Annotated in this window: 19 protein-coding genes, 1 pseudogene and 1 riboswitch; of the genes and pseudogenes, 15 read left to right on the top strand and 5 right to left on the bottom strand. The window is 56.9% G+C overall.

Annotated elements, in window-relative coordinates; genetic code table 11:
• Positions 1-40 precede the first annotated feature (40 nt).
• From MUN86_RS29015 to MUN86_RS29045, 7 genes are all read left to right on the top strand, one after another.
• Positions 41-607, top strand: coding sequence for a biliverdin-producing heme oxygenase (locus tag MUN86_RS29015; RefSeq protein WP_245127508.1), 567 nt, complete (start codon positions 41-43; stop codon positions 605-607).
• Positions 604-2,124, top strand: a complete 1,521-nt coding sequence (locus MUN86_RS29020) for a GAF domain-containing protein (protein WP_245127509.1) — start codon at positions 604-606, stop codon at positions 2,122-2,124. Before MUN86_RS29015 ends, MUN86_RS29020 begins: the two co-directional genes overlap by 4 nt.
• Positions 2,070-2,903 (top strand): sensor histidine kinase, encoded by an 834-nt coding sequence (locus MUN86_RS29025; RefSeq protein ID WP_245127510.1) that lies wholly within the window; start codon positions 2,070-2,072, stop codon positions 2,901-2,903. Before MUN86_RS29020 ends, MUN86_RS29025 begins: the two co-directional genes overlap by 55 nt.
• Before the next feature lie 12 nt (positions 2,904-2,915).
• A complete protein-coding gene (locus tag MUN86_RS29030) occupies positions 2,916-3,362 on the top strand; it encodes a response regulator (RefSeq protein WP_245127511.1) in 447 nt (148 codons plus the stop codon).
• 11 nt (positions 3,363-3,373) lie between these two features.
• A complete protein-coding gene (locus MUN86_RS29035) occupies positions 3,374-4,609 on the top strand; it encodes a sensor histidine kinase (protein WP_245127513.1) in 1,236 nt (411 codons plus the stop codon).
• A 241-nt stretch (positions 4,610-4,850) separates the two neighbouring features.
• The gene (locus MUN86_RS29040; RefSeq protein WP_245127515.1) at positions 4,851-5,825 is read left to right on the top strand and encodes a helix-turn-helix transcriptional regulator; all 975 of its coding nucleotides are present in this window, start codon (positions 4,851-4,853) and stop codon (positions 5,823-5,825) included.
• 76 nt (positions 5,826-5,901) lie between these two features.
• Entirely contained in the window at positions 5,902-6,294 is a 393-nt protein-coding gene (locus MUN86_RS29045; RefSeq protein WP_245127516.1) for a RidA family protein, read from the top strand.
• Positions 6,295-6,393: 99 nt separating this feature from the next.
• On the opposite strand, the gene MUN86_RS29050 is transcribed toward MUN86_RS29045, so the two are convergent.
• The 5 genes from MUN86_RS29050 to MUN86_RS29070 form a co-directional block, all read right to left on the bottom strand.
• A complete protein-coding gene (locus tag MUN86_RS29050; protein WP_245127518.1) occupies positions 6,394-7,116 on the bottom strand; it encodes a DUF434 domain-containing protein in 723 nt (240 codons plus the stop codon).
• A gap of 63 nt (positions 7,117-7,179) precedes the next feature.
• On the bottom strand, positions 7,180-8,142 hold the full coding sequence (locus tag MUN86_RS29055) for a YitT family protein (RefSeq protein ID WP_245127519.1): 963 nt from the start codon (positions 8,140-8,142) through the stop codon (positions 7,180-7,182).
• Positions 8,143-8,310: 168 nt separating this feature from the next.
• Positions 8,311-8,661, bottom strand: coding sequence for a hypothetical protein (locus MUN86_RS29060; protein WP_245127520.1), 351 nt, complete (start codon positions 8,659-8,661; stop codon positions 8,311-8,313).
• 621 nt (positions 8,662-9,282) lie between these two features.
• Positions 9,283-9,666: a hypothetical protein gene (locus MUN86_RS29065; RefSeq protein ID WP_245127521.1), complete on the bottom strand. Its 384-nt coding sequence runs from the start codon at positions 9,664-9,666 to the stop codon at positions 9,283-9,285.
• 334 nt (positions 9,667-10,000) lie between these two features.
• Positions 10,001-10,195 carry a hypothetical protein gene (locus tag MUN86_RS29070; protein ID WP_245127522.1) on the bottom strand — a complete coding sequence of 65 codons (195 nt, stop codon included), beginning with the start codon at positions 10,193-10,195 and terminating at the stop codon, positions 10,001-10,003.
• Positions 10,196-10,430: 235 nt separating this feature from the next.
• Between MUN86_RS29070 and MUN86_RS29075 the strand changes: the two genes are divergently transcribed.
• From MUN86_RS29075 to MUN86_RS29100, 8 genes and pseudogenes are all read left to right on the top strand, one after another.
• Positions 10,431-11,540, top strand: coding sequence for a Fic family protein (locus tag MUN86_RS29075; protein ID WP_245127554.1), 1,110 nt, complete (start codon positions 10,431-10,433; stop codon positions 11,538-11,540).
• 744 nt (positions 11,541-12,284) lie between these two features.
• Positions 12,285-12,376: riboswitch (SAM riboswitch) on the top strand.
• Positions 12,377-13,160: 784 nt separating this feature from the next.
• On the top strand, positions 13,161-14,747 hold the full coding sequence (locus MUN86_RS32105; RefSeq protein WP_311182635.1) for a SusC/RagA family TonB-linked outer membrane protein: 1,587 nt from the start codon (positions 13,161-13,163) through the stop codon (positions 14,745-14,747).
• Positions 14,708-15,715: a SusC/RagA family TonB-linked outer membrane protein gene (locus MUN86_RS32110; protein WP_311182637.1), complete on the top strand. Its 1,008-nt coding sequence runs from the start codon at positions 14,708-14,710 to the stop codon at positions 15,713-15,715. Before MUN86_RS32105 ends, MUN86_RS32110 begins: the two co-directional genes overlap by 40 nt.
• Positions 15,716-15,964: 249 nt before the next feature.
• Positions 15,965-16,198 (top strand): hypothetical protein, encoded by a 234-nt coding sequence (locus MUN86_RS32115; protein ID WP_311182639.1) that lies wholly within the window; start codon positions 15,965-15,967, stop codon positions 16,196-16,198.
• Between the two features lie 39 nt (positions 16,199-16,237).
• Entirely contained in the window at positions 16,238-17,638 is a 1,401-nt protein-coding gene (locus tag MUN86_RS29085) for a RagB/SusD family nutrient uptake outer membrane protein (protein WP_245127523.1), read from the top strand.
• A 47-nt stretch (positions 17,639-17,685) separates the two neighbouring features.
• Positions 17,686-19,176, top strand: coding sequence for a DoxX family protein (locus tag MUN86_RS29090; protein WP_245127524.1), 1,491 nt, complete (start codon positions 17,686-17,688; stop codon positions 19,174-19,176).
• 28 nt (positions 19,177-19,204) lie between these two features.
• A complete protein-coding gene (locus tag MUN86_RS29095; protein WP_245127525.1) occupies positions 19,205-20,938 on the top strand; it encodes a hypothetical protein in 1,734 nt (577 codons plus the stop codon).
• A 106-nt stretch (positions 20,939-21,044) separates the two neighbouring features.
• A pseudogene (locus MUN86_RS29100) lies at positions 21,045-22,321 on the top strand (YeiH family protein).
• Positions 22,322-22,426 lie beyond the last annotated feature (105 nt).

Here is a 22,426-nt window from a genome sequence, read left to right on the forward strand (position 1 = left end):
TTGCGGGCCGTAAACTGTGCAGCTACTGCTATTTGCTTGCATGACTACACCTTTATCTACCGAGATTCTATCCCGTTTGCGTACCGAAACTCGTCCTTATCACGAGGCGCTCGAGCAGAACCGTTTCAACCAAAACCTGACGGCGGGCACGCCCACGCAAGAGCTTACTGAGTGGTTTCTACAAAAGATGTACGGCTTTCTCGTGCCCTACGAACAGCAACTCCGCCGGCATACCTGGCCGCCAGCCTGGCAGGTGGAGCGCCGCTACCGCGCCCACCTGATTCTAGAGGATCTGCCGCATACCAGCCCGACGGCATTGCCGCTGTGCACGGCAATGCCTTCTCTACACACCTGGCCCGAGTTGCTGGGCGCCATGTACGTTATCGAAGGGTCGACTTTGGGCGGACAGGTAATTGCCCGGCAATTAACCAAAGCGGGCATCTCTACCCGAACCTATTTTAGCGGCTACGGCGACCAGACGGGCCTTATGTGGAAATCCTTCTGCCAGCTGTTGGGTCAGGCGGCAATGGAAGTTAATCAAGACGAAATCGTGTTGTCGGCCCGCCGCACGTTTCAACATTTAGACGCCTGGCTGAACCACCCATGAGCTATACCGACGAGCGCCTGCTAAACGCCGAAATCAATTTAACGAACTGCGACCGGGAGCCTATTCATATTCCCGGTTCGGTGCAGCCCTATGGCTTTATGCTTTGCTTGCACGAGCAAACCATGCAAGTCGTGCAAGCCAGCGAAAACACCGAGGCCTTACTCGGCATGGCAGCCTCCGACCTAGTCGGGGCGGGACTAGAGCAACTCTTGCCGGCTGAGCAAGTGGAGGCCATTGCGCACCTGCTCCCCTCGCTCGGCGTAACGCCGAAGCTGTTGGGCGTGCGCCTAGATAAAGTAACCGGCCAGCCGTTCTACAAAATCATTCTGCATCGCTACGATCAGCTGCTGTGGTTGGAATTCGAGCCGGTGGCCGATGCCGCGGCCAGCACCTTGGATCTGGGTGAACTCAATGAGGCCCTGGGTCAGATGCTGTCTGCTACGCGCGTGCTGGAGTTTTGCCAGCACACCGTGGAGCAGGTGCGCAACATCACCGGCTTCGACCGAGTAGCTATTTACCGCTTTTCCGAAGACGAGAGCGGGGAAATTATTGCCGAAGCCAAGCACGAGGACTTGGAACCGTGGCTGGGCTTGCACTACCCCGCTTCCGATATTCCGCAGCAGGCGCGGGCCATGTACCTGAAAAATTGGCTCCGTTTTATCCCGGATGCATCGTACGTGCCGGCCCGGCTGGTGCCAGTCAACAACCCGGTTACCAACCGCCCACCGGACATGACCTACGCGGTGCTGCGCAGCGTGTCGCCCATTCACTTGCAATACCTGCACAACATGGGCTCGGCAGCCACCATGACTATTTCGCTGGTCCGAGACGGCAAGCTGTGGGGCATGGTTACGTGCCACCACCGGACCCCGCGGCTGGTGGGCTACGAACTGCGCGACATGTGCCAATTTCTGGGCAAAACGTTTTCGGCGCTTATCAAAACCAAAGAGCAGTACGACGAGCAGGAATACCAGCTGCGCATCCGCGAAAACCAGGTGCACTTGCTCGAGCACGTATCGAGCAGCATCAACTTCGTGGAGGGGCTTTACCGCCAGCAACCCACCGTGCAGGACGTGTTCGACTGCGGCGGTGCAGCCATCTGCTTTGATGGGGAAATCATTTTGCTTGGAAACACGCCCACGGAAGCCCAGGTGCAGGAATTACTGGCTTGGCTGCAAGAGCACGCTCCGCAGGATGTGTTTCACACCAATTCTTACGCTCAGCACAACCCAGCGGGCTTGGCTTTGCGACCCACAGCCAGCGGCATACTAGCCGTTTCGCTGGCCGATGCGCCCGGTAATTACCTGCTCTGGTTTCGGCCCGAAGTTGTGCAAACCGTTACGTGGGCCGGACAAAACAGCAAAGTGGAAGTACTCGCCGACGGGCAGGTGTTTCTCTCACCTCGCCAGTCGTTTGAGGCTTGGAAGCAATTAGTGGAAAGCACCGCGGCCCCTGGAAATCCATGGAAATCGAAGCGGCCAAGGAAATTCGCTTGCACATCTCGGACGTGCGGCTGAAAGTGTTCAACGAGTTGCAAGCCCGCGCTGCCCGTCTAAGCCAACTCAACATCGAGTTGGAGCGCAGCAACGACGAGCTGGATTCTTTCGCCTACGTGGCATCTCATGACTTAAAGGAGCCGCTGCGGGGCATTCACAACTACTCGCTGTTTCTGCTCGAAGACTACGCCGAGCAGCTCGATGCCGAGGGTGTGGACAAGCTGCAAACTTTGGTGCGGTTAAGCCAGCGCATGGAAAACCTGATCGAGTCGCTGCTGCAGCTCTCCCGGGTGGGGCGGCAGGACTTGGTTGTGGAGGTTCTTGACATGAACGAGCTGCTAATTGAGGTAGTGGAGCTGCTGGCACCTCGCTTCGAGCAAACGGGCACCACTGTGACCGTGTCCCATCCGCTGCCCGTTATCCGCGGCGACAAAGTGCGCCTGCGCGAAGTGTTCAACAATTTGCTGACCAACGCCATGCGCTACAACGACCGCCCCGACAAAATTGTAGAGGTGGGCGTGGTGCCTGCCGAAGAAGCTGAACAGAAAGGGTTTGCCAACCCCGACGATTTTCACGTTTTTTACGTACGTGACAATGGTATTGGTATCGACCCCAAGCACCACTCCAACATTTTCAAGCTCTTCAAGCGGTTGCACGGGCAAGAGAAATACGGGGGAGGTACGGGCGCGGGCTTAGCCATTGTCAAGAAAATGGTTGAAAAGCATGGCGGCACTTTGTGGGTGGAATCCATCAAAGGGGAAGGCGCTACCTTTTATTTCTCGCTCTCTAAAAACCTATAAAACAATTTGTAAGTGTCTGTTTTCCCGCTCAAACCCATCCTCGTTGTAGAGGATAGTGCTGAGGACTTCATGGCGATCAGCCGTGCTTTCCGCAAGCATGCCCTACGCAACCCGGTGCTGCGCTGCGAAGACGGCGACCAGGCCCTAGAATATTTGCAAGGCTACGGCAAAGCTGCTGGCTGGCCCCTGACGCTGCCCGCCATTGTGCTCCTCGACTTGAACTTACCGGGCACCGATGGGCGAACTGTGCTCGGCAAACTCAAGCAAGATGCCCAGCTGCATTCCATTCCCGTGATTATTTTCAGTACGTCCTCCAACGAGCGCGACGTCGAAGATTGTTATGAGTTAGGAGCCAACACCTACCTGACTAAACCGATTGAGTACGCCGCTCTGGAAGAAAAAATTCGCCTAACCATCCACTACTGGCTGGAAGCCGCGACTCTACCGTTCGCCAATTAGTTTGCTTGCTAGTGAAAAAGATTTTACTCGTTGATGACAACGAGCTTGACCGGGTGCTTTACAAGCGGTATTTAAGCAGGCAGCAACAGTACGAGCGGATGGAGCTGTACGAAGCCGCTTCGGGCGAAGAGGCTCTGACACTGTTCGAAACCATTCAGCCGGATTGCGTACTGCTCGACTTTAACCTACTCGATACGGACGGGTTAACGCTGCTGCTCGAACTCAAAAAGCTAGCGCCAGACAACTTGTGCGCGGTCATGATTACGGGTGGGGGTAGCGAGCAGCTTGCCGTAGGGGCCCTTAATAACGGCGCCTTAGACTACTTGGTAAAGCGGCAATTCGACCAGGAACTGCTGTGTAAAACGGTGATGCACGCCATCGAGAAAAATGAGTGGCGGCAGTACGTAGCCCAGTATCACGGTGAGTTAAAGAACGTCAACCACCAGTTGCGGGCCTCCGTGGAAGAGTTGACCCATGCGCGGCAGCAAATTCACCAGCAGAACACGCTGCTCACTCAAACCAATGAGGAGCTGGCCTCTACCAACCAGGAACTAGCCCGCACCAACGCCGACCTCGACAACTTCGTTTACGCGGCTTCCCACGACCTGCGGCAGCCAGCAAATAATCTGCGCGGCCTTTTCGAGGAACTGCGCAGCGCGGCCACCATAGCGGACCCCGACGCGGCTTATATGTGGCAGCTATTCGACGAGTCTCTGCGGGCACTAACCATGACTATCACCGAACTGGCTGATGTAGTGCAGGTAGCACGCCAGCCGGACGAGCAAGTCACCGAACTCGTAGCGTTCAGCGACGTCACCGAGCACGTACTGCAAACGCTCCATCCCGAAATTCAAGCGGCCCACGCAGTTGTAGAGACGGATTTTGCGGCTTTGCCTGAATTGCCTTACGGGCGTAGCAATCTGCGCACGATTCTGCTCAACTTAGTTAGCAATGCCCTCAAATACCGGCACCCCGAGCGGGCGGCGCGGGTGCAGGTTCGAACCTACACCGCAACCGGTCAGCCCGTGCTCGAGGTGCAAGACAACGGCCTCGGCATCGACTTGCAGCAGCACGGCAACGACTTGTTTCAGTTGTTTCGCCGCTTCCACCCGCAGGCCAGCACGGGAACCGGCGTGGGCTTATTTCTAGTAAACCGACTAGTGCAAACGCAGGGGGGCCACATCGAAGTGGACAGTCAGCCGGGGGAGGGCACTACATTCCGCGTTTTTTTGCGCAGTGCGCAGTAGACAAAGGCCACTTGATTGGGCGCTTGCAACAGAATAAAGCTTGATACACTATGGCTGCGCCCGGTTGCTAAGCAGCTGGGCGCCTGGCTTGGAGGGTAGCTACTCTCGAAACCGACCCAAGCAAGATTATCCCACTCCCGGTTAAATTCCCCGCTTTATCGGGAAGAAAGTTTCCGTTTATTCAGCGGCCAACTAGGTGCTATGTCCCTTCCCGCTAGTCACGCAGTACTCAAGCATAGCAATGAATAGGTTCGACCGCGTGACGGCTATCTTGCTTCAATTGCAAGCCAAGCGCATGGTCAGTGGCCCAGCGCTGGCTCAGCAGTTCGGTGTGAGTTTGCGCACAATCTATCGGGATTTGCGCAGCCTCGAAGAAGCCGGGGTGCCGCTCATCGGCGCGCACGGGGTGGGCTATTCTTTGGTGGAAGGCTACCGGCTACCGCCCGTCATGTTCACCCGCGAGGAAGCCACTGCCTTACTCACCGCCGAAAAGCTAGCGGCTCAACTCACCGACGCACCCACGGCACGCCTCAGCGCCGCTGCAATGGATAAGCTACGCGCCGTGCTGCGCCGCGCCGACCGGGACCACCTCGAAGCTCTTACTCCGCATATTCAGGTTCTAGAGCCCCGCACCCAAGCCGACCTCCCGGCGGCCTATCAGTTGCTAGTTGCGGCCGTCACGACGCGGCGTGTGGTACGGCTGCACTACCAAGGCGCAGAAACCGCCGCGCCCAGCCTGCGCGACATCGAGCCAATTGGCCTCTACTTAAGCCGGCAGTGGCACGTGGTGGCGTACTGCCGGCTGCGGCAGGAGTTTCGCAATTTTCGCCTGGACCGCATCCAGCAGATAGCGCTCAGCACGGAAACTTTTGCCGCGCGCCCCGAAACCTTGACCGACTACTGGGCCGCCGAAGCAAGCCGGCGGCAAAAAGAGCGAGTTGTACTCCACTTTCAAGCGTCGGCCGTGCTGCCTGCCTTGGCCCAGCACCTGCACGATACCAAACACCAGTACGGCTGGGCCCATGAGTTGCCCCTGCCGGGTGGTGGCGTGGAGATGACATTGTTTATTGGTTCGCTGCCTTACTTAGCTACCTGGCTGTTGCCATATGCGGGGGCCATCACGGTCGTTGAGCCGCTGGCATTGCGGGAGCAGCTACGCGAGTTGGCCCAGCGGGCGCACGACTTTTTTTGTGCTCCGGAAAACAAGCTGACATAGGGTTGTCAGAAGGTGACTAGAAGTTTGTGGAGTCAAATGACCAACATCTTTTCACCTCAATCCTAAAAGCAAAAAAATGGAAAAGCGGACCGTTGACCCTTGGATATGGGGCGAGCGCACCAATTCAGTACAAGCTGTAGAAATCAAACAGGCGGCTGGTACGCTCTACTGCTCCGGGCAGGTGGCCCTCAACAAGGAAGGCTATCCGAGCACCGCCGACATGCGCAGCCAACTGCTCCAAACCTTTGAAAATCTAGAGCATCTGATTCGCGAGGCCGGGTATGAATGCCAGGGTATTGTGCGCCTAAACGTGTACACCACCTCCGTGGCAGAATTTTTCACGACGTGCACAGACGTTTACCAGGCCTGGATTGCACAGCACGGCATCAAGCAAGCCACGACGCTGCTGGAAGTGCAGGGCTTGTTTGCCGGCTTAACCATTGAGTTGGAAGCTACCGTGGTGAAATAAGCGCATACGCAGTAGAGCCAGTAAGACAAAGGGTCCGGTGTTCTGCCGGACCCTTTGTCTTACTGGCTCTACTGCGTGCCCAAGAAATTCTAATTCGCTTTAGCGGCTCTCCCCTAATTCAAGCAGCCAGCGTGCGGGCTCCACTTCCAAAGCCAAGGCCGCCAGGTTCAGCCAGGCCCCGGCGCGGTCAAGTACGGCCGAGTCGGAGGTGACTACGACATCGGTGGTTTCTTTTAGTACGCGGTCAGGGTTGAAGACAACTTCGGCCGTCCAGGGCAGACCTAGGGTAGGACCTAGCTCGCGCAAGCGCGCGGCGAGCCGGCCGCTGTTGGATACGGGCTGATCGAACAGCCACCGCACGGGGCCTGGAGCGAGGGTATGCAGCACCGTGGCAGCCAGCCGGATGGCCCGGTCGGTTTCCTGCACTGCCCGGTACGTGCCGTGGATGCTCGATAGGTCGCGCAGTGCCCCGTCGCGGCCCCGCAGCACCACCCCACCGCTCAAGGCCGTTTCGAGGGTGATAATCAGGTTGAAGCCGTCGATAGATACAGGCCGGCCCCCAACATCAGCGGGCAACTGAGTGGCGGCTCGTTGGGTGCGTTGCTCATCGGTGCAGGCAGCGCGGCCCACGGCCCAGCGCTGGCGCTCGGTTAGGGCGTACCGGTCGCCGACCAACTTTAGCGTGCCGCCCACTGGGTACCCGCGCGTCAGCAGCCACGACGATTCCCCGACGGCGCGGCGCAGCACCGGTACCCACTCGGGCGCAAACAGCCGCTCATCGGTTGGGTGCGGGCCACGGTGGCGCGTATCGGCAGGTCGCATAAGCAGGCATAGTACGTAAGCCGCCACAAGTACCGGACTTTTCGAGTAAGGGCTACTAAAAAATTAATGCAGGGGCCGCTTTTTCAGCATGCCGCCGACCGCATCATCCACCTGCTGTTGCACCAAGAAAGCCTGCGGGTCCAAGCGCTTCACTTCCTCTCGCAGCTTAGACAGTTCTAACCGCGTGACCACGGTGAAAATGATGTTCAGATCCCGGCGATGCTCGCCCCGTTTGCCGAACCCGCTCTGGCCTTTATAGATGGTCACGCCCCGGCCCAACTCCGTGGTAATCACGTGCCGAATCTGCTCGCTACAGTTGGAAACGATGGTTACACCCGTGTACTGCTCAATGCCGGTGAGCAGGAAGTCCAGAGTTTTAGAAGCCGCCATATACGTAAGAATAGAGTAGAGCGCGGCCGTGATGCCCAGCACAAAAGCCGCCACCCCGAAAATGACAATGTTGAGCAGCAAAATAACGTCGCTCACTTTCAGCAGCGGGGTGCTGCGGTTGATAAGCAACGCCAGGATTTCGGTGCCGTCGAGCACGGCCCCACCCCGCATGGCCAACCCGATGCCGGCTCCGATGAAGACGCCCCCAAACACCGCCGTTAAGAGTCGGTCGGAGGTGACATCGGGGTAAGGAACGAGCGCCAAGCACAAAGCCAGACCAGTAATGGCAGCCGCGCTTTTGAGGGCGAAGCGTACACCCATCTGCCGGTAGCCCAGCAGCAGGAAGGGCAAGTTGATGAGCAGCAACCCCCAAGACAAGGGCAAATCTAGGGCCGCTGCTAGCAGCATAGAAATACCCGTGGCACCCCCGTCGATAAAATGACTGGAAAGCAGAAAAGCTTTCAAGCCCATGCCGGCCGAGAAAATACCCGTCACGATAAAGCCGATGTTTTTTATTGTTGGCCAATAGCCGGTTTGGAGCGGAGCCGAAGGGAACGAGGAAGCGGGCAAATGAGCCGGTGGCGTGGGCAACGCAGCGTGCCGCTTCTGCAGAAGAATTAGTTGTTGAAACAGCATAAACAAACAAATGAAATGCCCCTCGTTGCACACGGCAAACGGGAGCGTTGAAGCGAAAGGAATAGAGTCGGCCCGACGCTTTATTTCGCCAAAGCCACCCTCTCCTGCTGTTCGACAACGGGAGACGACCATGGCGGCGATCCAGCCAAAGCATGACGGGCGTAAACGCTAAGCTGGGAGTAGCTGCAAGGGGTTGCCGCCGTGGCATTTGCACCGGATGATGGTCAACTCGTCGGACACCAGGTATTCGCGGGAAACGACGGTGAAAATGGTGTGCGGAGTATGGATGGAAACCCGGTCGGCGGGCAAGCACTGCAGGCGCTCATATAGGGTTTTCAGGGCCTGCTGGCAGTGCAACTGATACGCGGCCAGAGCGTGACGTTCAGCGGCCGTCAGCGGTTCCGGGCGGACGCCGTCGAGCACGTCGTAGTAAGGATTGAACACGCACTGCAGCAACAACTGGGGACCCAGCGCAAGCCCATCCTGGACTAGTTGGTCGAGAGGGGAAGATGAAATCATAAGAGAAAGGATAACCGATGAAGGGAAGGCAACTTCCCCGTCGTGATGGATGCGCGTCGGAGGGGCAACTGCCCGCAACAAGCAGCACTAGCCGGCAGGCGAAGCCTACGCTGTGCTTCCGCGAATGAAACTGATAGGAGCTAGCAGGCCCTGGCGGGCACCAGGGAGAGCCTAATCAACAGGAAGGGAAAACAGGAAAAGCCCTTGAGGCACCCCAGTGGGAGTTGATATAGACTATTCAGCCACTGCGTTTCGGCCGTCTTGAGCTTTGCAAGCTGAATACCCAGGTACAGAAAGGCAGTCAGCCTCCAACCACGCATGAGGACGCTTGGCCGCGCACAGTTAATGAAGTGTAACTGCGTGCGCAGAAGCAGTGAAAACTTCTGCAGGCAAGGAAAATTGGCCTTACGGCCTCGGTTGTCGTGGCAGGACCAGCGAAGCGACAAAAGCAAAGCCTCGATCTAGGAGGCAATAAAGCGCTCCATCTTGGCACTGAAAATCAATAAGCTGCGTGACCTTCTTCCTGTAAATCAAGAAAGAGTGAGGACTGTTGCAGCAGGCGCGACCTGTTGTGCCGAAAAGGCCAACGCGCGCTTAAGTGGTAAGCGAGAACAATCTCGTTTACGGAGCGTTAGGCGACAGAGTAGTGCGCAGTAGCCGGGCCTGGATCAAGCAGGCATAGGCTACGGGTCGCACGTAGGGCAGCAAGCAACGTCCGCCGACGGAGCAAAGCAGCGCGGTCGGCATGGCGGGCAATAAACCAGCGGATGCCGGTCCTGTTACTATCCCGAGGCCCGAAGACCAAACCAAAACGTCGGCGGGCAACGCTTCCAAGTGGTCACTCAATGCTGGAGACGACCAGACTGGCTTGGCGGCAGTGGCTTGCAGAACTGTTCCTTCCACTGGCCCCGCTGCCGCTGGCAACGTCCGGCCAAATGCTCCGAAGAGCAGGGCCAGGAGCCAAGAAAAGCGTAGAGAAGTAGAAGTAGACAACCGTGGAATCATACAGCACACACGTCGGAAAGGCGTGGAACTACATAACGGCTAAGCAATTACCTTGGTTGAGTTGTCTCGCAAAAACCCAATTACTAGCTGAGTAAATGAGTGCTGTCTTTGAACGTGTTATTTACTCAACATCTGCGCGACTGAAAAACACCACTCTTTCATTGAATATAGCTTGATCCAAGGGAAGCTACGAATTGGCAAAGGGCAGGCGCACCCATGGCTGCAGTATCAGTTCGAACTGTTGCACAATCAGCCTTGTCCCTGGCCACTTACAACAGTAGCTAGGTGTTGAACTAGGCCGCCCAACGGACCGCTGTTAGGAATTAGTGGGAGCTTATTCTTCGTAAGTGATGAGTAGCGACAAGATAATTTCGGGATGCAGCGACTCCCCAATCGGAGTTGTTTGGTGCTGCATGGTTAGGATCCGAGCCCGTGAGTTTTCCGTTTGAAACTGCGTCAGCAATTGCCCCCAAGCGTGGCCGAGGCTTTCCGGAAAACAGCGCTGCACGCGAAAGGCAAATTTCGTCATGGTTCTAATCTAGGTTTTTTCCGGACTGCGACAAGCAGCTCCTACTCTTTGACAAGGGGACATAAGTACGTAAGCTGCTTTAATAACGACCAAAGCCAAGCCTTTCGGAACGGCTAGCTGATTTGTGTTAATTCTGCTGTGGATGCTGGTTTATAATCTATTAGTCGTTTCTAGTTGGCGTCCGGATTGCGCTTTGCTTAAATGCGGAGAATAAGAGGCATATTTACCGCATATGATGCGGAGATTAACCGGCTATATCTATCAGCTTCCTAAATGGCCTCACTTCACGTGGGAGCATGCTACAGTAATTGGTTTACTCGGTTCCGTGCGCTATCAGCAAGGACGCTTGCTAGGCCGGCTAGAAAGTCTAGGCTTGGAACTGCGCACGGAAGCCACGTTGCAAACCCTTACGCTGGAGGTGCTTAAATCCAGTGAGATTGAAGGCGAGTTGCTGCCTCCTGCCTCGGTCCGTTCTTCCTTGGCAACCCGCCTCGGCCTGGAACAAGGTGGGTTGCCTCCTACTGATCGACGCGTGGAAGGCGTGGTTGCCATGATGCTCGACGCCACGCAACAAGCGCAGGAACCGGTTACAACTGAGCGGCTGTTTCGCTGGCACCACGCCCTATTCCCTACCGGGCACAGTGGCTTATACCCATTGCGCGTCGGGGCCTGGCGAACCGGACCGATGCAGATCGTGTCTGGTCCCATGGGCCGCGAATGGGTGCACTTTGAAGCACCACCGGCTGATGAGCTAGACGCCCATATGCAGCAATTCCTGGCTTGGTTTAACGCCTCATCCGACCTAGACCCCGTATTAAAAGCGGCCATTGTGCACTTCTGGTTTGTGACTATTCACCCCTTCGATGACGGCAACGGCCGCATTGCCCGTGCCCTAGCCGATCTGCAGTTGACACGGGCCGATCAGACCAGCCAACGCTGCTACAGTATGTCGGCCCAGATTCAGGCTGAGCGCCGGGCTTACTACGATTTATTGGAAACCAGTCAGCGGGGGCCGTTGGACCTAACGCCGTGGCTTACTTGGTTTCTAGAATGTTTTGGCCGGTCGCTGACGCAGGCGGAGCAGACTTTGGAACAGGTGTTGGCCAAGGCGCGCTTCTGGGAGCGTCATCAGCATACCTCGCTCACGGAACGCCAACGACATTTGCTCACACGGTTGCTGGACGGCTTCGAAGGGAAACTGACTACGTCGAAGTGGGCCCGAATGGCCAAATGCTCCCAGGATACGGCTGGCCGGGATATAGCCGACTTAGTGACTAAGGGACTACTGGTTAAAGAAGGGGCTGGTGGCCGCAGCACCAGTTACCGCTTAGCAACTCAGGTGTAAGGTGGCCTCAGAATAGGCAGAGAAGCACCTACCTCAGCAGATATCATCTGCTCATACATTGGCCACCTCGTAGCTAATCGTGTCCGGAATCAAGCATCGTTGCTTTCGGTCAAGCTAAGTAGGCGCTTCTCGCTACCTCGTTCCACTGGAATCATCATCTCTATTCTGCTCGACGTTGGTTGAATCTGCGAACAAGGCACCAAGCTCTAGACTCTAGTTGCAATTCAAAGCTTATGTCTGTCAGCAAAATAATTGCTTGGTGGCTAGTAGCTCGTTCTAAAGCATTGCAAGCGCAACGCTATTTCTGCTCGTTGACCGTTTTGTTAGGCGAATAATAAGATACTTCCGTAAAAAATAATACGGGGCCGTTCGATAACTTTAAATTATACAGGATAACTATCAGTTATGGGGATTGTGGGACAATGGTTAAATGATAATAATATTTCTATCTGGGATAGGCAGCGCCCTACGACATCCGATTTTGCATGGCAATTCATTTAAATCAATGAATGCACATTTAGACTTTGGCTTAGCTAATCAGGTTAAAGCATGGATAAAGTATAATTTTATTCATTGCTATACTGGCTCCAATTTATAATATTCAGTTATTAGCTAATAGCAGTAGATTCCAGTTGTTGGCCGTCTAACACAGTGTTATGCTGCTGTATAAGAGAGAAGCAATTTGTATTTCTGAATAATCCTCCTCTACATTTGTCGGACCAATCCCTTCTCGGAAAAGGATTGTTTTTATACAGAGGCGTGGAGAGACAGGCTCCGTGAAGCGCCGGCAACCCCGGGAAAATCCCGAACGGTGCCAAGTCCTGAGCATATAAAAGCAAGTTGTCGTGGACGCATTCAGTTTTTCTAGCCGCTATTCTGCTATCTCGCAATCAGTACAGCATCGTTGTTGTGGCTTTGCCACTGCAATTGTCTGTATGAGCACGGCAGTAGGGGCAGTAAAGCAAAAATAACGTCCCTGCACCTCCTCTTTTGCTGTCGCCTCGCTGAGGCGCTCCTGGTTCCACTGTGGTATTCCGGCTTATTGAGTGCTGCTGTGCTAATTGAACTGCTGCATCTAATTCAATGGCCAGATAATGCCCCACGTGACAGGCTGATTGTAGCCACTGAAACGGCCTTCTAGCGGTTCTCACCCGAGTATTTCCTCTTTCTGATCTATCTGCTTGGCTGTGCGTGCCCAATTAGGCAGGTATGGGTTAACAGGAAATTATTTCCCTAATGAAATAGCTGGTCTAGACGCCGTCCTATCAGAATAGTTGTATTAGGTAACTGCCAACTTAATTCTGAGTTCAGTGGCCTACGGGACTTGCTCTGCAGTCAGCAGTAATAGGCATATGCATTAAAAACGGCTTTTCGGTGATGCGTGAGCCGTTTTATTTCATTGAGGGAGGCAGTAGTGAAGTGCTTTTCCGTGGCTAGTAATACTGCTTGTTGGTAATTGATTGTGGCTGATTTGCTGAAATAATGCAAACGTTGGCCTAAAGAATATCCGTTGTTTCTCTCGTTTCCGCCTGTACCATCTCAGTGCCAGCAGCCAAGCTACTAGTGCCCTGACGGGGTGCCTGTCACTCGCTGCCTCACAAATCAATCTTCTTTCTTTCGATGAACTATCTTCTGCCCTTAACCTTACTTACGTTAAGCGCCCCGGGGGCAACATCAGCAGCTTCTAGTACGCTACTTATTCGCAGTCAACCCGCTAGCGTGCCGATAACTGGTAAGGTGGTAGATGAAACTGGTCAAGTTCTGCCCGGCGTAACCGTCCGGGTGAAAGGTACTGCGGCCGGCACTGTTACCTCGTCGGACGGCACGTTTACCTTGGCCGAAACACCGGAGAATGCCACCCTTATATTTTCCTTCATCGGCTACAAAGCGCAGGAAGTGAAAGCCAGCCAAGCAGGTAGTGTAACCGTGCGGCTAGCGCCCGACCAAGGGCAACTAAACGAAGTGGTAGTGGTCGGGTATGGCACGCAGCAACGCAAAAACCTGACGGGTTCCATCGTGAAAGTGGACCCTGCTGATACCAAGGAGCTACCCGTAGGCAGCTTCGATGCCCAGCTCCAAGGCAAAGTATCGGGGGTGCAAATTTCGTCGAACTCGGGGGTGCCGGGCGGGGCCGTAAACGTGCGAGTCCGCGGGGCCACCACCATCAACGGCTCGAATACGCCGCTGTACGTGGTTGACGGTGTGTTTATGAACAACAACAGCCTCCAAACGATCAGCACCGGCGGTAAAGCTTCTTCGCCCATCGCCGACCTTAATCCGGCCGATATTGAAAACGTGGAAGTGCTCAAGGATGCCGACGCCACGGCCCTGTACGGCGCGCGCGGAGCCAACGGTGTAATCCTGATCACCACCAAGCGCGGTAGCTTCAACCAAAAGCCCCGGGTAAGTTTAAACGTGTCGCAGGGGTGGGCCAAGTCCGTTAAGCTCTGGGACCTGGCCACCGGACCCGAGCACGCCCAACTGGTGAACGAAAACTGGCTGAACACGACCGGCGCCACGCCCCACACCTTCGCCAACCGGCCTTATCGGCCCGTGGCAGAAGGTGGACGAGGGTTGCCCGAAGAACAGCCCACTTTTGATCGGCTCAGCCAAGTGTTTCGTACGGCGCGGCTGCAAAACTATGATGTGGCGGTAGCGGGTGGCAGCACCAGCACGCGCTACTACATTGGCGGCGGCTTCACCAAGCAGGAGTCTATCCTGCAACCCATTGACTTCCAGCGAGCCAGCTTCAAGGTCAACCTCGACCAACAGCTCTCCGACAAGGTGCAAATTGGAGTCAGTAACTCGTTTACGCGCACCTACCGCAACGAGGGTCGCGCCGGCGACGGGCCAGCCGGCGGCCTGCTGCAAGCGGCGCTGCACACGCCCACTCTGCTTTCGCCCTACGATGCCAACGGGCAACTGGTAGGTCGGGCCAGCTTCGATAATGTGGAACTGCTGGTTGAAAACTACGACGTTCACTCGACCAGCTTGCGTTACCTCGGCAACCTCTACGCCGATGTGCAGTTGCTGCCCAACTTGAAGTTTCGCACCAGTTTCGGCGTTGACTACAATAATTACGACGAGGAAGAATACTGGAACACGTTGCTGATTGCCGGGCGGGTGTCGGTGGCTTGGGCACGTCGAGCATCACGCAGTACACCTCGTTGCTTAACGAAAACACGCTTACCTACCGCCAGCAGTTAGGCAAGCATAGCCTGGGTCTGTTGCTAGGGCAGGGGTTGCAGAGCGACACCAACAACCGCACCTTTGCCCAGGGCACGGGCTTTCCCAACAATTCGTTCAAGGAAATTTCGGCGGCTTCCGTCACGAGTAGCACCCAGAACTGGTCGGGCTACCGGCTGGCGTCTTTCTTCGGGCGGGCTGATTACAACTTCGACGACCGGTACTTGCTGAACGTGAGTTTCCGCGCTGATGGCTCGTCGCGCTTCGGCAAAGCCAACCAGTGGGGGTACTTCCCGAGTGTGGGTGCCGCTTGGCGCATCAAGCAGGAAAGCTTTCTGCACGACGTGCACGCTCTTAGCGACCTGAAACTGCGCGCTTCGTATGGGCTGACCGGCAACCAGAACGGCATTGGCAACTTCGCGGCGCGCGGGCTCTGGAACGGCGGCGCCAACTACTTAGGCGGGGCCGGGATTGCGCCCCAACAGCTAGCCAACGCCGATTTGAAGTGGGAGCAGACCTCGCAGGCAAACGTGGGCGTGGACGTAGGCCTGCTCGACAACCGCGTTACGCTGGAAGCAAACGCCTACTACAAATACACCAAGAACGGGCTGATTCAGCTAACTGAGCCAGCTACCACGGGCTTTAGCTCGTACTGGGCCAACGCGGTGGAAGTAAGCAATAAAGGGCTGGAGTTGGTCCTCAATACGGTGAACGTCCGCAAGGAAGACTTCACCTGGAATACCAGCTTCAACATTGCCAGCAACGTCAATAACATCGAGAAGCTGGCCACGCCCACCAAGTTTGGCAGCCGCGACCTGATTTTGCAGCAGCAGGGGCACCCACTCTACTCGTTTTGGGTGTACAAGCAGCTCTACGTGGATTCGGAAACCGGCAACGCCGTGTACGACGACGTGGACAAGGACGGCAAAATCACGGCCGCTGACCGGCAGATTACGGGCAGCATCTGGCCTAAGTTCTTCGGGGCTTAACCAATACCATTACCTACAAAGGCTTCGATGCCAGCGTGTTGATTGCCTTTCAGTCCGGCAATAAAGTCTACAACCACAACCGCTTCTTCGGGAAGGCGGCGGGGCCCGCGACGAGGCCCGCATCATCTTCGCCTCCAACCTAGACCGCTGGCAAAAGCCTGGCGACCAGACCGACGTGCCCCGGCCCGACGGCATCAACGTCAACAACTACCTCGACGGGGCAGCCGCTGGCTGGAAGACGGCTCGTTTGTGCGCCTGCGCAACGTAAGCGTGGGGTACACGCTGCCCGCCACCCTGACCCGCGGCCTGCTCGGCGGCACGGTGCGCTTGTATGCGCAAGGCACCAATCTGGTGCTGCTTACCAAATACAGCGGCCTCGACCCCGAGTCGGCATCCAGCAGCGACGCGAACCAGCAGGGCATCGACTTGGGCACGCCGCCGCAGCCGCGCAGTCTGCAAGTGGGCCTGAATGCCACTTTTTAGTTGCCAGCCTTTTTCCTCACCGATTTATCAGGCAGTATCATGTCCCTTGCTTACTTGAAAACCGTTGCCTTCTTCACTTCCCTGGCCCTGACGCTTAGCTTGGCGGCCTGCGAGAGTTTTCTGGACGTGCAGCCCCGTGAATCGGTGGCCGATAACCAGACTATCACCGACCAAAAATCGGCCGCTACGGCGCTCAACGGGGTGTACAGCGCGCTGGCCAGCGGCGGCTACTACGGCACCAGTTTCCAGTCCATTGGCTATCTGGGCGGCGACAATATTCAGTGGACTGGCACACAGTCGCAGGTGCAGGAGTTCATCAACCACAACGTGCGGGCCGACAACTCCACCATCAGCACGGTGTGGTCGTCGATTTACGTGACCATCAACCGCGCCAACTATGTCATCAGCAAAGTGCCCGGCGTTACGGATGCCCTGCTAACCGAGGCGCTGCGCAACCAGTACGTGGGCGAGGCCTATTTCCTGCGGGCCTTGGCTTACTTTGATTTGGCGCGCACTTTTGGCGGGGTGCCGCTCGTCACCGAGCCGACCCTCACGGCAACTTCCAACCAAGGGCTGCCGCGGGCTAGCCAAACGGAAACCTACGCTCAGGTGCTGCGCGACTTAGAGGAAGCCGAATTGCTGTTGCCCAACCCCTCCACCGTAACCACCAACGACCGGTACCGCGCCACCCGCAAAACGGTGTGGGCGCTGAAAGCCCGGCTGTATTTGTACCAAGGCAACTGGGCGCTGGCCGAAGATTACGCCACCCGCCTGATCAGCGACAACACCAACTACCAGCTGGTAACACCCTTCAACGCCTGGTTCGCTAATAGCACCCGGGGTACCCGCGAATCGGTGTTCGAGCTGTTTTATAATGGTACCACTGAGGTGAATGGTCACCGAGGGCAGTGGCAGCCAACCGCCAACGGCGGCACTCGGCAATGGGCCCCCAATGAGGCCCTGGTCTCACTCTTGACCACGGCCCCCAACAACGCTGCCAACGGCCGCACCACCCTGATTGCCGCCGTGAACGGGAGCAGCTGGTACGGCAACCTTTACTACCGCAGCCCCGGCTCCGACCCGAGTTACATCTTCCGCATTGCCGAGCTGTACCTGATTCGGGCCGAAGCGCGGGCCCAGCAAGGCAAGCTACCGGCGGCGCTAACCGACTTGAACGCCGTGCGTGTCCGCGCCGGGTTAGCTGCCAGTTCGGCGGCCACTCAGGCAGCGGTGCTGTTGGCCATCGAAAACGAGCGGCGCCTGGAATTCGCGTTGGAGCCGCACCGCTGGTTCGATCTAGCGCGCACCAGCCGCGCCACGGCTCTTTTCAAAGATCCGCTGAATAACACGGCGCCGCTGCCGGCCTCCCGCCTTGTGCTGCCCATTCCCATCAGCCAGCTGCAAGTAGATCGGGCCCTAATCCAGAACGAAGGTTACTAGGATCAAGCAGTCAAGCAACTTGGTGCCCTTCAACCGCTACCTACCCTATGACGAGCCCGGACGACTTCTACGACCTCGGCTGGCCGCGCCGCCACATCTCAGCCGACAACCCTGAAAACGACTTTTCAACCACGCATTCCTCTGACTCGATGAACATGATCTTACCACCTGCCGCCGAGTCAGTGTTGGCGCGGCCCAGTGCACCACCGCCCGCGGCTACTTCGTCCTGGAGCAGCTTTGAAAAAGCGCTGTTTCGCTTCGCCTTCCTGTACTTCTCGCTGCAAGTAGTGCCCCTCGACTGGAAGTACTACCGCGACGTGACTGTGAACTGGGCGGGCTTCTCGTTTGGTGATATTTTCCGGCTGGCCCATTACACCCCGCGCTTTTTTCAGGGTCCTGACACCTTTGCTAACTGGGCGGTAGTAGCTCTATTAGCCGTTATCGGGGCCGGTGTGTGGAGCGTGCGGGACCAGAACCGGACCGAGTACAACACGTTCTACTACTGGCTGCGGGTGCTGGTGCGCTACCGGTTGGCGGCGGGTTTGCTGGCTTATGGCTTCCTGAAGTTTTTTCCGTTGCAGGCGCCGCCTCCTTCGCTCAGCCACCTGAACACGCACTACGGCGACCTTAGCAACTGGAAAATCTTCGCCCTGAGCTTGGGCATCGTGCCTTCGTACCAGTCGTTTTTGGGGCTGGTGGAAATTCTGGCGGCTCTGTTGCTGCTGAACCGGCGCACGGCCAGCGTTGGCGCGTTCCTCGGTATCTCCTTTTTAGGCAACGTGTTTCTTTCCAACCTCGCCTACGAGGGCGGCGAGTACGTGTACAGCTTCTATTTGCTGGCGCTGGCCCTGGTGGTGCTCTGGTACGATGCGCGGCGCGTCAACGATTTGCTGACGCTGGAACGCTCAGCCCAACCCAACCGCTTTCGGTTGCAGTTGCCTGCCGGGTGGCCGCTCACTCTGCAACGGACCCTCAAAGCAAGCTTCGTTCTATTGTTTGTGGGGCTGTACGGGGCGAAAACCTATGCCGCCTACCAAGCCGGGTATTATCATTATCCGCAAACGCCGGGGCTGGCGGGCGCGGCGGGCCTTTACGATGTGCGCGAGTTTCGCCTCAACGGGCAACTGCGGCCGTATTCGGCCACGGATCCGGAACGCTGGCAGGATGTGGTGCTTGAGAAATGGGCCACGCTCAGCGTCCGCTCCAACCGGCCCGTCGTGCTCAACCACAGCAATACGGAAGCCATTCACCCCCAGGACCCCGACCGGGACTACGAGTTTGCCGGGGTTGCTGGCCGTCACTACTACGCCTACCAGCTGGCGCCCGACGGGAAGACGCTAACCCTGCAAAACCGCAACCGCCTTGAAGGACCCGACCAGCTTACGCTACGCGTAGCCCGGCCCGACGCGCGCACCATTCTCCTTGCCGGTACCGACGCGCAAGGCCACGCTCTAGAGGTGGTGCTGGAAAAGCGCGACAAAAAATACCTGCTCGAAGAAGCCGCCAAAACCGGCCGCCGCGGGGGCTTGAAGCTCTAATATCCTTCCATTTGAAACAGCTATTTTGATGTCCACCACTTCTTTCATCGCCGAACCCCGGCTAACCGTTCCGCTCGCCACGGCTGGCTGCTCTGGGTACGCGCCCCACCCGCCCCAGACATCTGGGGCCCGGCGGCCCTGGAAACCCTGGCAGCGCGTGCTGTTCCGGGTGGCGTTTCCGTTTTTCGTGCTGATGTCCATACCCACCGACTTCGGGTGGTACAAAAACCTGCTGACCATCGACTGGCTGCACGGTCACTACCGCGACGTGTACGACATTGCCCGCTTTTCGCCCACACTTTTTCTTCGGGGTGGCGCCGAAGACGGCACGCCCGCTTTGCTAGGCTATGACAAGTGGTTTATTGCCCTTGGTATTGCTTTGCTGGCAGGTTTGGTGTGGACGCTGCTTGAGCGTAAACGCGAGGAATACGACGTGCTCTACTACTGGCTGCGCGTGATTGTGCGCTTTCGGGCGGGTATTGGCATCATCGGCTTCGGCTTCACCAAAGTGTTCCCGACCCAAATGCCGTACCCATCCATTGGGTTGCTGAACAGCGACTTTGGCGACATGACGGCCCAGAAAATCTTCTGGCTGCAAATCGGTATCGTGCCTTGGTACCAGGTGTTTACGGGTGTGGTGGAAACGCTGGCGGGGGTGATGTTGTTTTTCCGGCGCACCACTTTCCTGGGCGCGGCTCTGCTGCTTGGCGCCCTCGGCGACATCGTGTTCGTGAACTTCGCCTACGACGGTGGGGTGCACGTCTACAGCTCCTACTTTGTGCTCCTGGCCGCTTTCCTAATGATTCAGGACGTGCCCAACCTCTACAACCTGCTGATCCGGGAGCGATACACGGTGCCGCAGCACTACTACCCCACGTTTCGGGCAACTTGGCTGCGCTTCACCCGCCTAGGGCTGAAAGTAACCACCATCGGTATTTTTCTGGTGTATCTAACTTATTTGGAATATCTCAACTTCACGTACGACCCGTACAAGCAGCCGGCCCAAAAGGGCATTGCCGAGCTGCGTGGGCTCTACAACGTATCGGAGTTTCGCCTCAACGGGCAGGTGCTGCCCTATTCCCCGCTCGATAGTGTGCGCTGGCAGCAGGTTACGTTCGAGAAGTGGACGAGCTTCACCTACAAAGTGAACCGGGCGCACAAGCTCGACCTCTCCAACGGCGGCGGCTCGCCCATGCGCGACATCAACCGCACCTTCGAAACCACCGGCCTGGCCGGCGGGCAGCGCGTATTCTACTACGATGCCGACCCGCAAACTCTCACGCTTTACCTGCAAAGCAAGGTGCGCACTGGCAAAGACCAACGAGGACGCCGCCAACTGGGTCAGCCCACCGAAAAAGCCACCGCGCAAGTTCGCGGCAGCAGCATCCCGGCCGGCCACAGCAACGGCTACGGCGGAGATTATGGCGGCAGCTACGTGGGAGGCAAAGAAACTGAACAGCAAGCTAAGTATCAGGCCTCTTTGGCCAACTGGATCAGCCCGGACGCCTTGGTGCGCATCGGGGATGAAACCCGTAAAATAGACGCTCGGGCGCTGAGCACTCGGCGGGAGCGGGGCATCAAGGCCGAGCAGAAACCGGAAAAGCGCGACCGAATGACGCTAACTTACACCACCGCCGATGGCGGCAAGCACATTGTTTTGCGCGGGCTCAACGAGCGCAAAGATTCCCTTTACGTGGTGCTGGACCGCGTAGACCGTAAGTACACGTTGTCAGAATCGACGTTGTCGGCCGGTCGGTACTGAGCGTGCTGCGCAAACCGGCTTACGTTGCCAAGGTGAACTCAGACCCGCACGGGCTGACTACCCACTCGTCTCTATTGTATTCTCATTTCTTCGACTTTTCCTGCGTATGTCAACCGCCGTTAAAACCGCTTCCACCCCATCCACTTTCAGCTTGCACGAAGACTGGGTGGTTGTCGTGCTAGGAGCTTTAGTTATTGGCCTTTCCCTGTCGGGTTTACCGTTTGCCGTGCCGGTATTCAATTGGGAGTCCGCCGCCGATTTGACCGGCAAAATACTCAGCGCCGCCAACCTGCAACTTATTCTAACGCAGTTTGTGTACCTGGCCGCGGTGGGGGCCGTGGGGCCTGGCTGACCAACCGTTCCCTGAAGAGCTATGCCCTTGGTTTTCCGGTGGTGTACCTGCTCACGCTGGTGGCGCTGATAGCTGCCGGTAGCAAAACAGCCCGCAACCTGGGGCTGGAAGCCGTTATTTTCAGCTTGCTAGCCGGCCTGTTCATCGGCAACTTGTTCGGACTGCCCGACTGGCTGCGGGCTACGCTCAGCACCGAGCTGTTCGTGAAAATTGGGTTGGTGCTACTGGGGTCGAGCGTCATTTTCACCGATATTCTGAAAGCCGGCTCGCTTGGTTTAGTGCAGGCCCTGGTAGTGGTGCTCTCGGTGTGGTACTTCGCATTCTGGTTGTGCCGCAAGCTGAAAGTGGACGAGGAACTGACTATGATGATTTCTAGTGCCGTGTCTATCTGCGGGGTGTCGGCGGCCATTGCCACGGCGGGCGCCATCAAGGGCGACGGCAAAAAGCTTTCTTACGTTATTTCACTGGTACTCATCACGGCCATTCCCATGATGCTGCTCATGCCTTACGCCGCCCATTGGCTAGGACTGTCGCAGGAAATTACCGGGGCCTGGCTGGGCGGCAGCATCGATACCACGGGCGCGGTGGTGGCCTCGGGTACGCTGGTGGGCGAAACGGCCCTGAAAATCAGCACTATTGTTAAGTTTTCGCAGAACGTGTTGCTGGGTGTAGCGGCCTTTGCCATTTCCATGTACTGGACTTATACCCAGCACCCCAACGCTACCGAGCCGGGCGCTAAGCCTACGCTGGGCGTGATCTGGGAGCGGTTTCCCAAGTTCGTGCTGGGCTTCGTGGCGGCTTCTTTGCTGTTTTCCTTCGTGCTATCTCCCGAAACAACTGATGCTGTGAAAGGTGGGTTGAAAAGCGCGCAAGGCTGGTGGTTTGCGCTGGCCTTCACCAGCATCGGCTTGGAAACCAATTTCAAGGATCTATTCAAACACGAAAACAAGAAGCCGCTCTACGCCTTCCTACTGGCGCAAACATTCAACATCTTCATCACTCTGCTCATTGCTTCCTTACTGTTCCGCTAACCCCGGACTGGCCGCATAAGGCAGGGTGGCTTCAGCTAACCCCGCCGTATTACCTTCTTAACTAATTATGGCTTAACTGGCAGCGTGCTGGCAGATGAGCTGCTG

The sequence above is a fragment of the Hymenobacter volaticus genome, assembly GCF_022921055.1.
In the GTDB taxonomy this organism is placed as follows: domain Bacteria; phylum Bacteroidota; class Bacteroidia; order Cytophagales; family Hymenobacteraceae; genus Hymenobacter; species Hymenobacter volaticus.

What these genes read in the sequence shown, in the direction of transcription:
- MUN86_RS29015 (WP_245127508.1), top strand. Translation starts at nt 41, where the DNA reads ATGACTACACCTTTATCTACCGAGATTCTATCCCGTTTGCGTACCGAA.
- MUN86_RS29020 (WP_245127509.1), top strand. Translation starts at nt 604, where the DNA reads ATGAGCTATACCGACGAGCGCCTGCTAAACGCCGAAATCAATTTAACG.
- MUN86_RS29025 (WP_245127510.1), top strand. Translation starts at nt 2,070, where the DNA reads ATGGAAATCGAAGCGGCCAAGGAAATTCGCTTGCACATCTCGGACGTG.
- MUN86_RS29040 (WP_245127515.1), top strand. Translation starts at nt 4,851, where the DNA reads ATGAATAGGTTCGACCGCGTGACGGCTATCTTGCTTCAATTGCAAGCC.
- MUN86_RS29045 (WP_245127516.1), top strand. Translation starts at nt 5,902, where the DNA reads ATGGAAAAGCGGACCGTTGACCCTTGGATATGGGGCGAGCGCACCAAT.
- MUN86_RS29050 (WP_245127518.1), bottom strand. Translation starts at nt 7,116, where the DNA reads ATGCGACCTGCCGATACGCGCCACCGTGGCCCGCACCCAACCGATGAG.
- MUN86_RS29055 (WP_245127519.1), bottom strand. Translation starts at nt 8,142, where the DNA reads ATGCTGTTTCAACAACTAATTCTTCTGCAGAAGCGGCACGCTGCGTTG.
- MUN86_RS29060 (WP_245127520.1), bottom strand. Translation starts at nt 8,661, where the DNA reads ATGATTTCATCTTCCCCTCTCGACCAACTAGTCCAGGATGGGCTTGCG.
- MUN86_RS29065 (WP_245127521.1), bottom strand. Translation starts at nt 9,666, where the DNA reads ATGATTCCACGGTTGTCTACTTCTACTTCTCTACGCTTTTCTTGGCTC.
- MUN86_RS29070 (WP_245127522.1), bottom strand. Translation starts at nt 10,195, where the DNA reads ATGACGAAATTTGCCTTTCGCGTGCAGCGCTGTTTTCCGGAAAGCCTC.
- MUN86_RS29075 (WP_245127554.1), top strand. Translation starts at nt 10,431, where the DNA reads ATGCGGAGATTAACCGGCTATATCTATCAGCTTCCTAAATGGCCTCAC.
- MUN86_RS32105 (WP_311182635.1), top strand. Translation starts at nt 13,161, where the DNA reads ATGAACTATCTTCTGCCCTTAACCTTACTTACGTTAAGCGCCCCGGGG.
- MUN86_RS29085 (WP_245127523.1), top strand. Translation starts at nt 16,238, where the DNA reads ATGTCCCTTGCTTACTTGAAAACCGTTGCCTTCTTCACTTCCCTGGCC.
- MUN86_RS29090 (WP_245127524.1), top strand. Translation starts at nt 17,686, where the DNA reads ATGACGAGCCCGGACGACTTCTACGACCTCGGCTGGCCGCGCCGCCAC.
- MUN86_RS29095 (WP_245127525.1), top strand. Translation starts at nt 19,205, where the DNA reads ATGTCCACCACTTCTTTCATCGCCGAACCCCGGCTAACCGTTCCGCTC.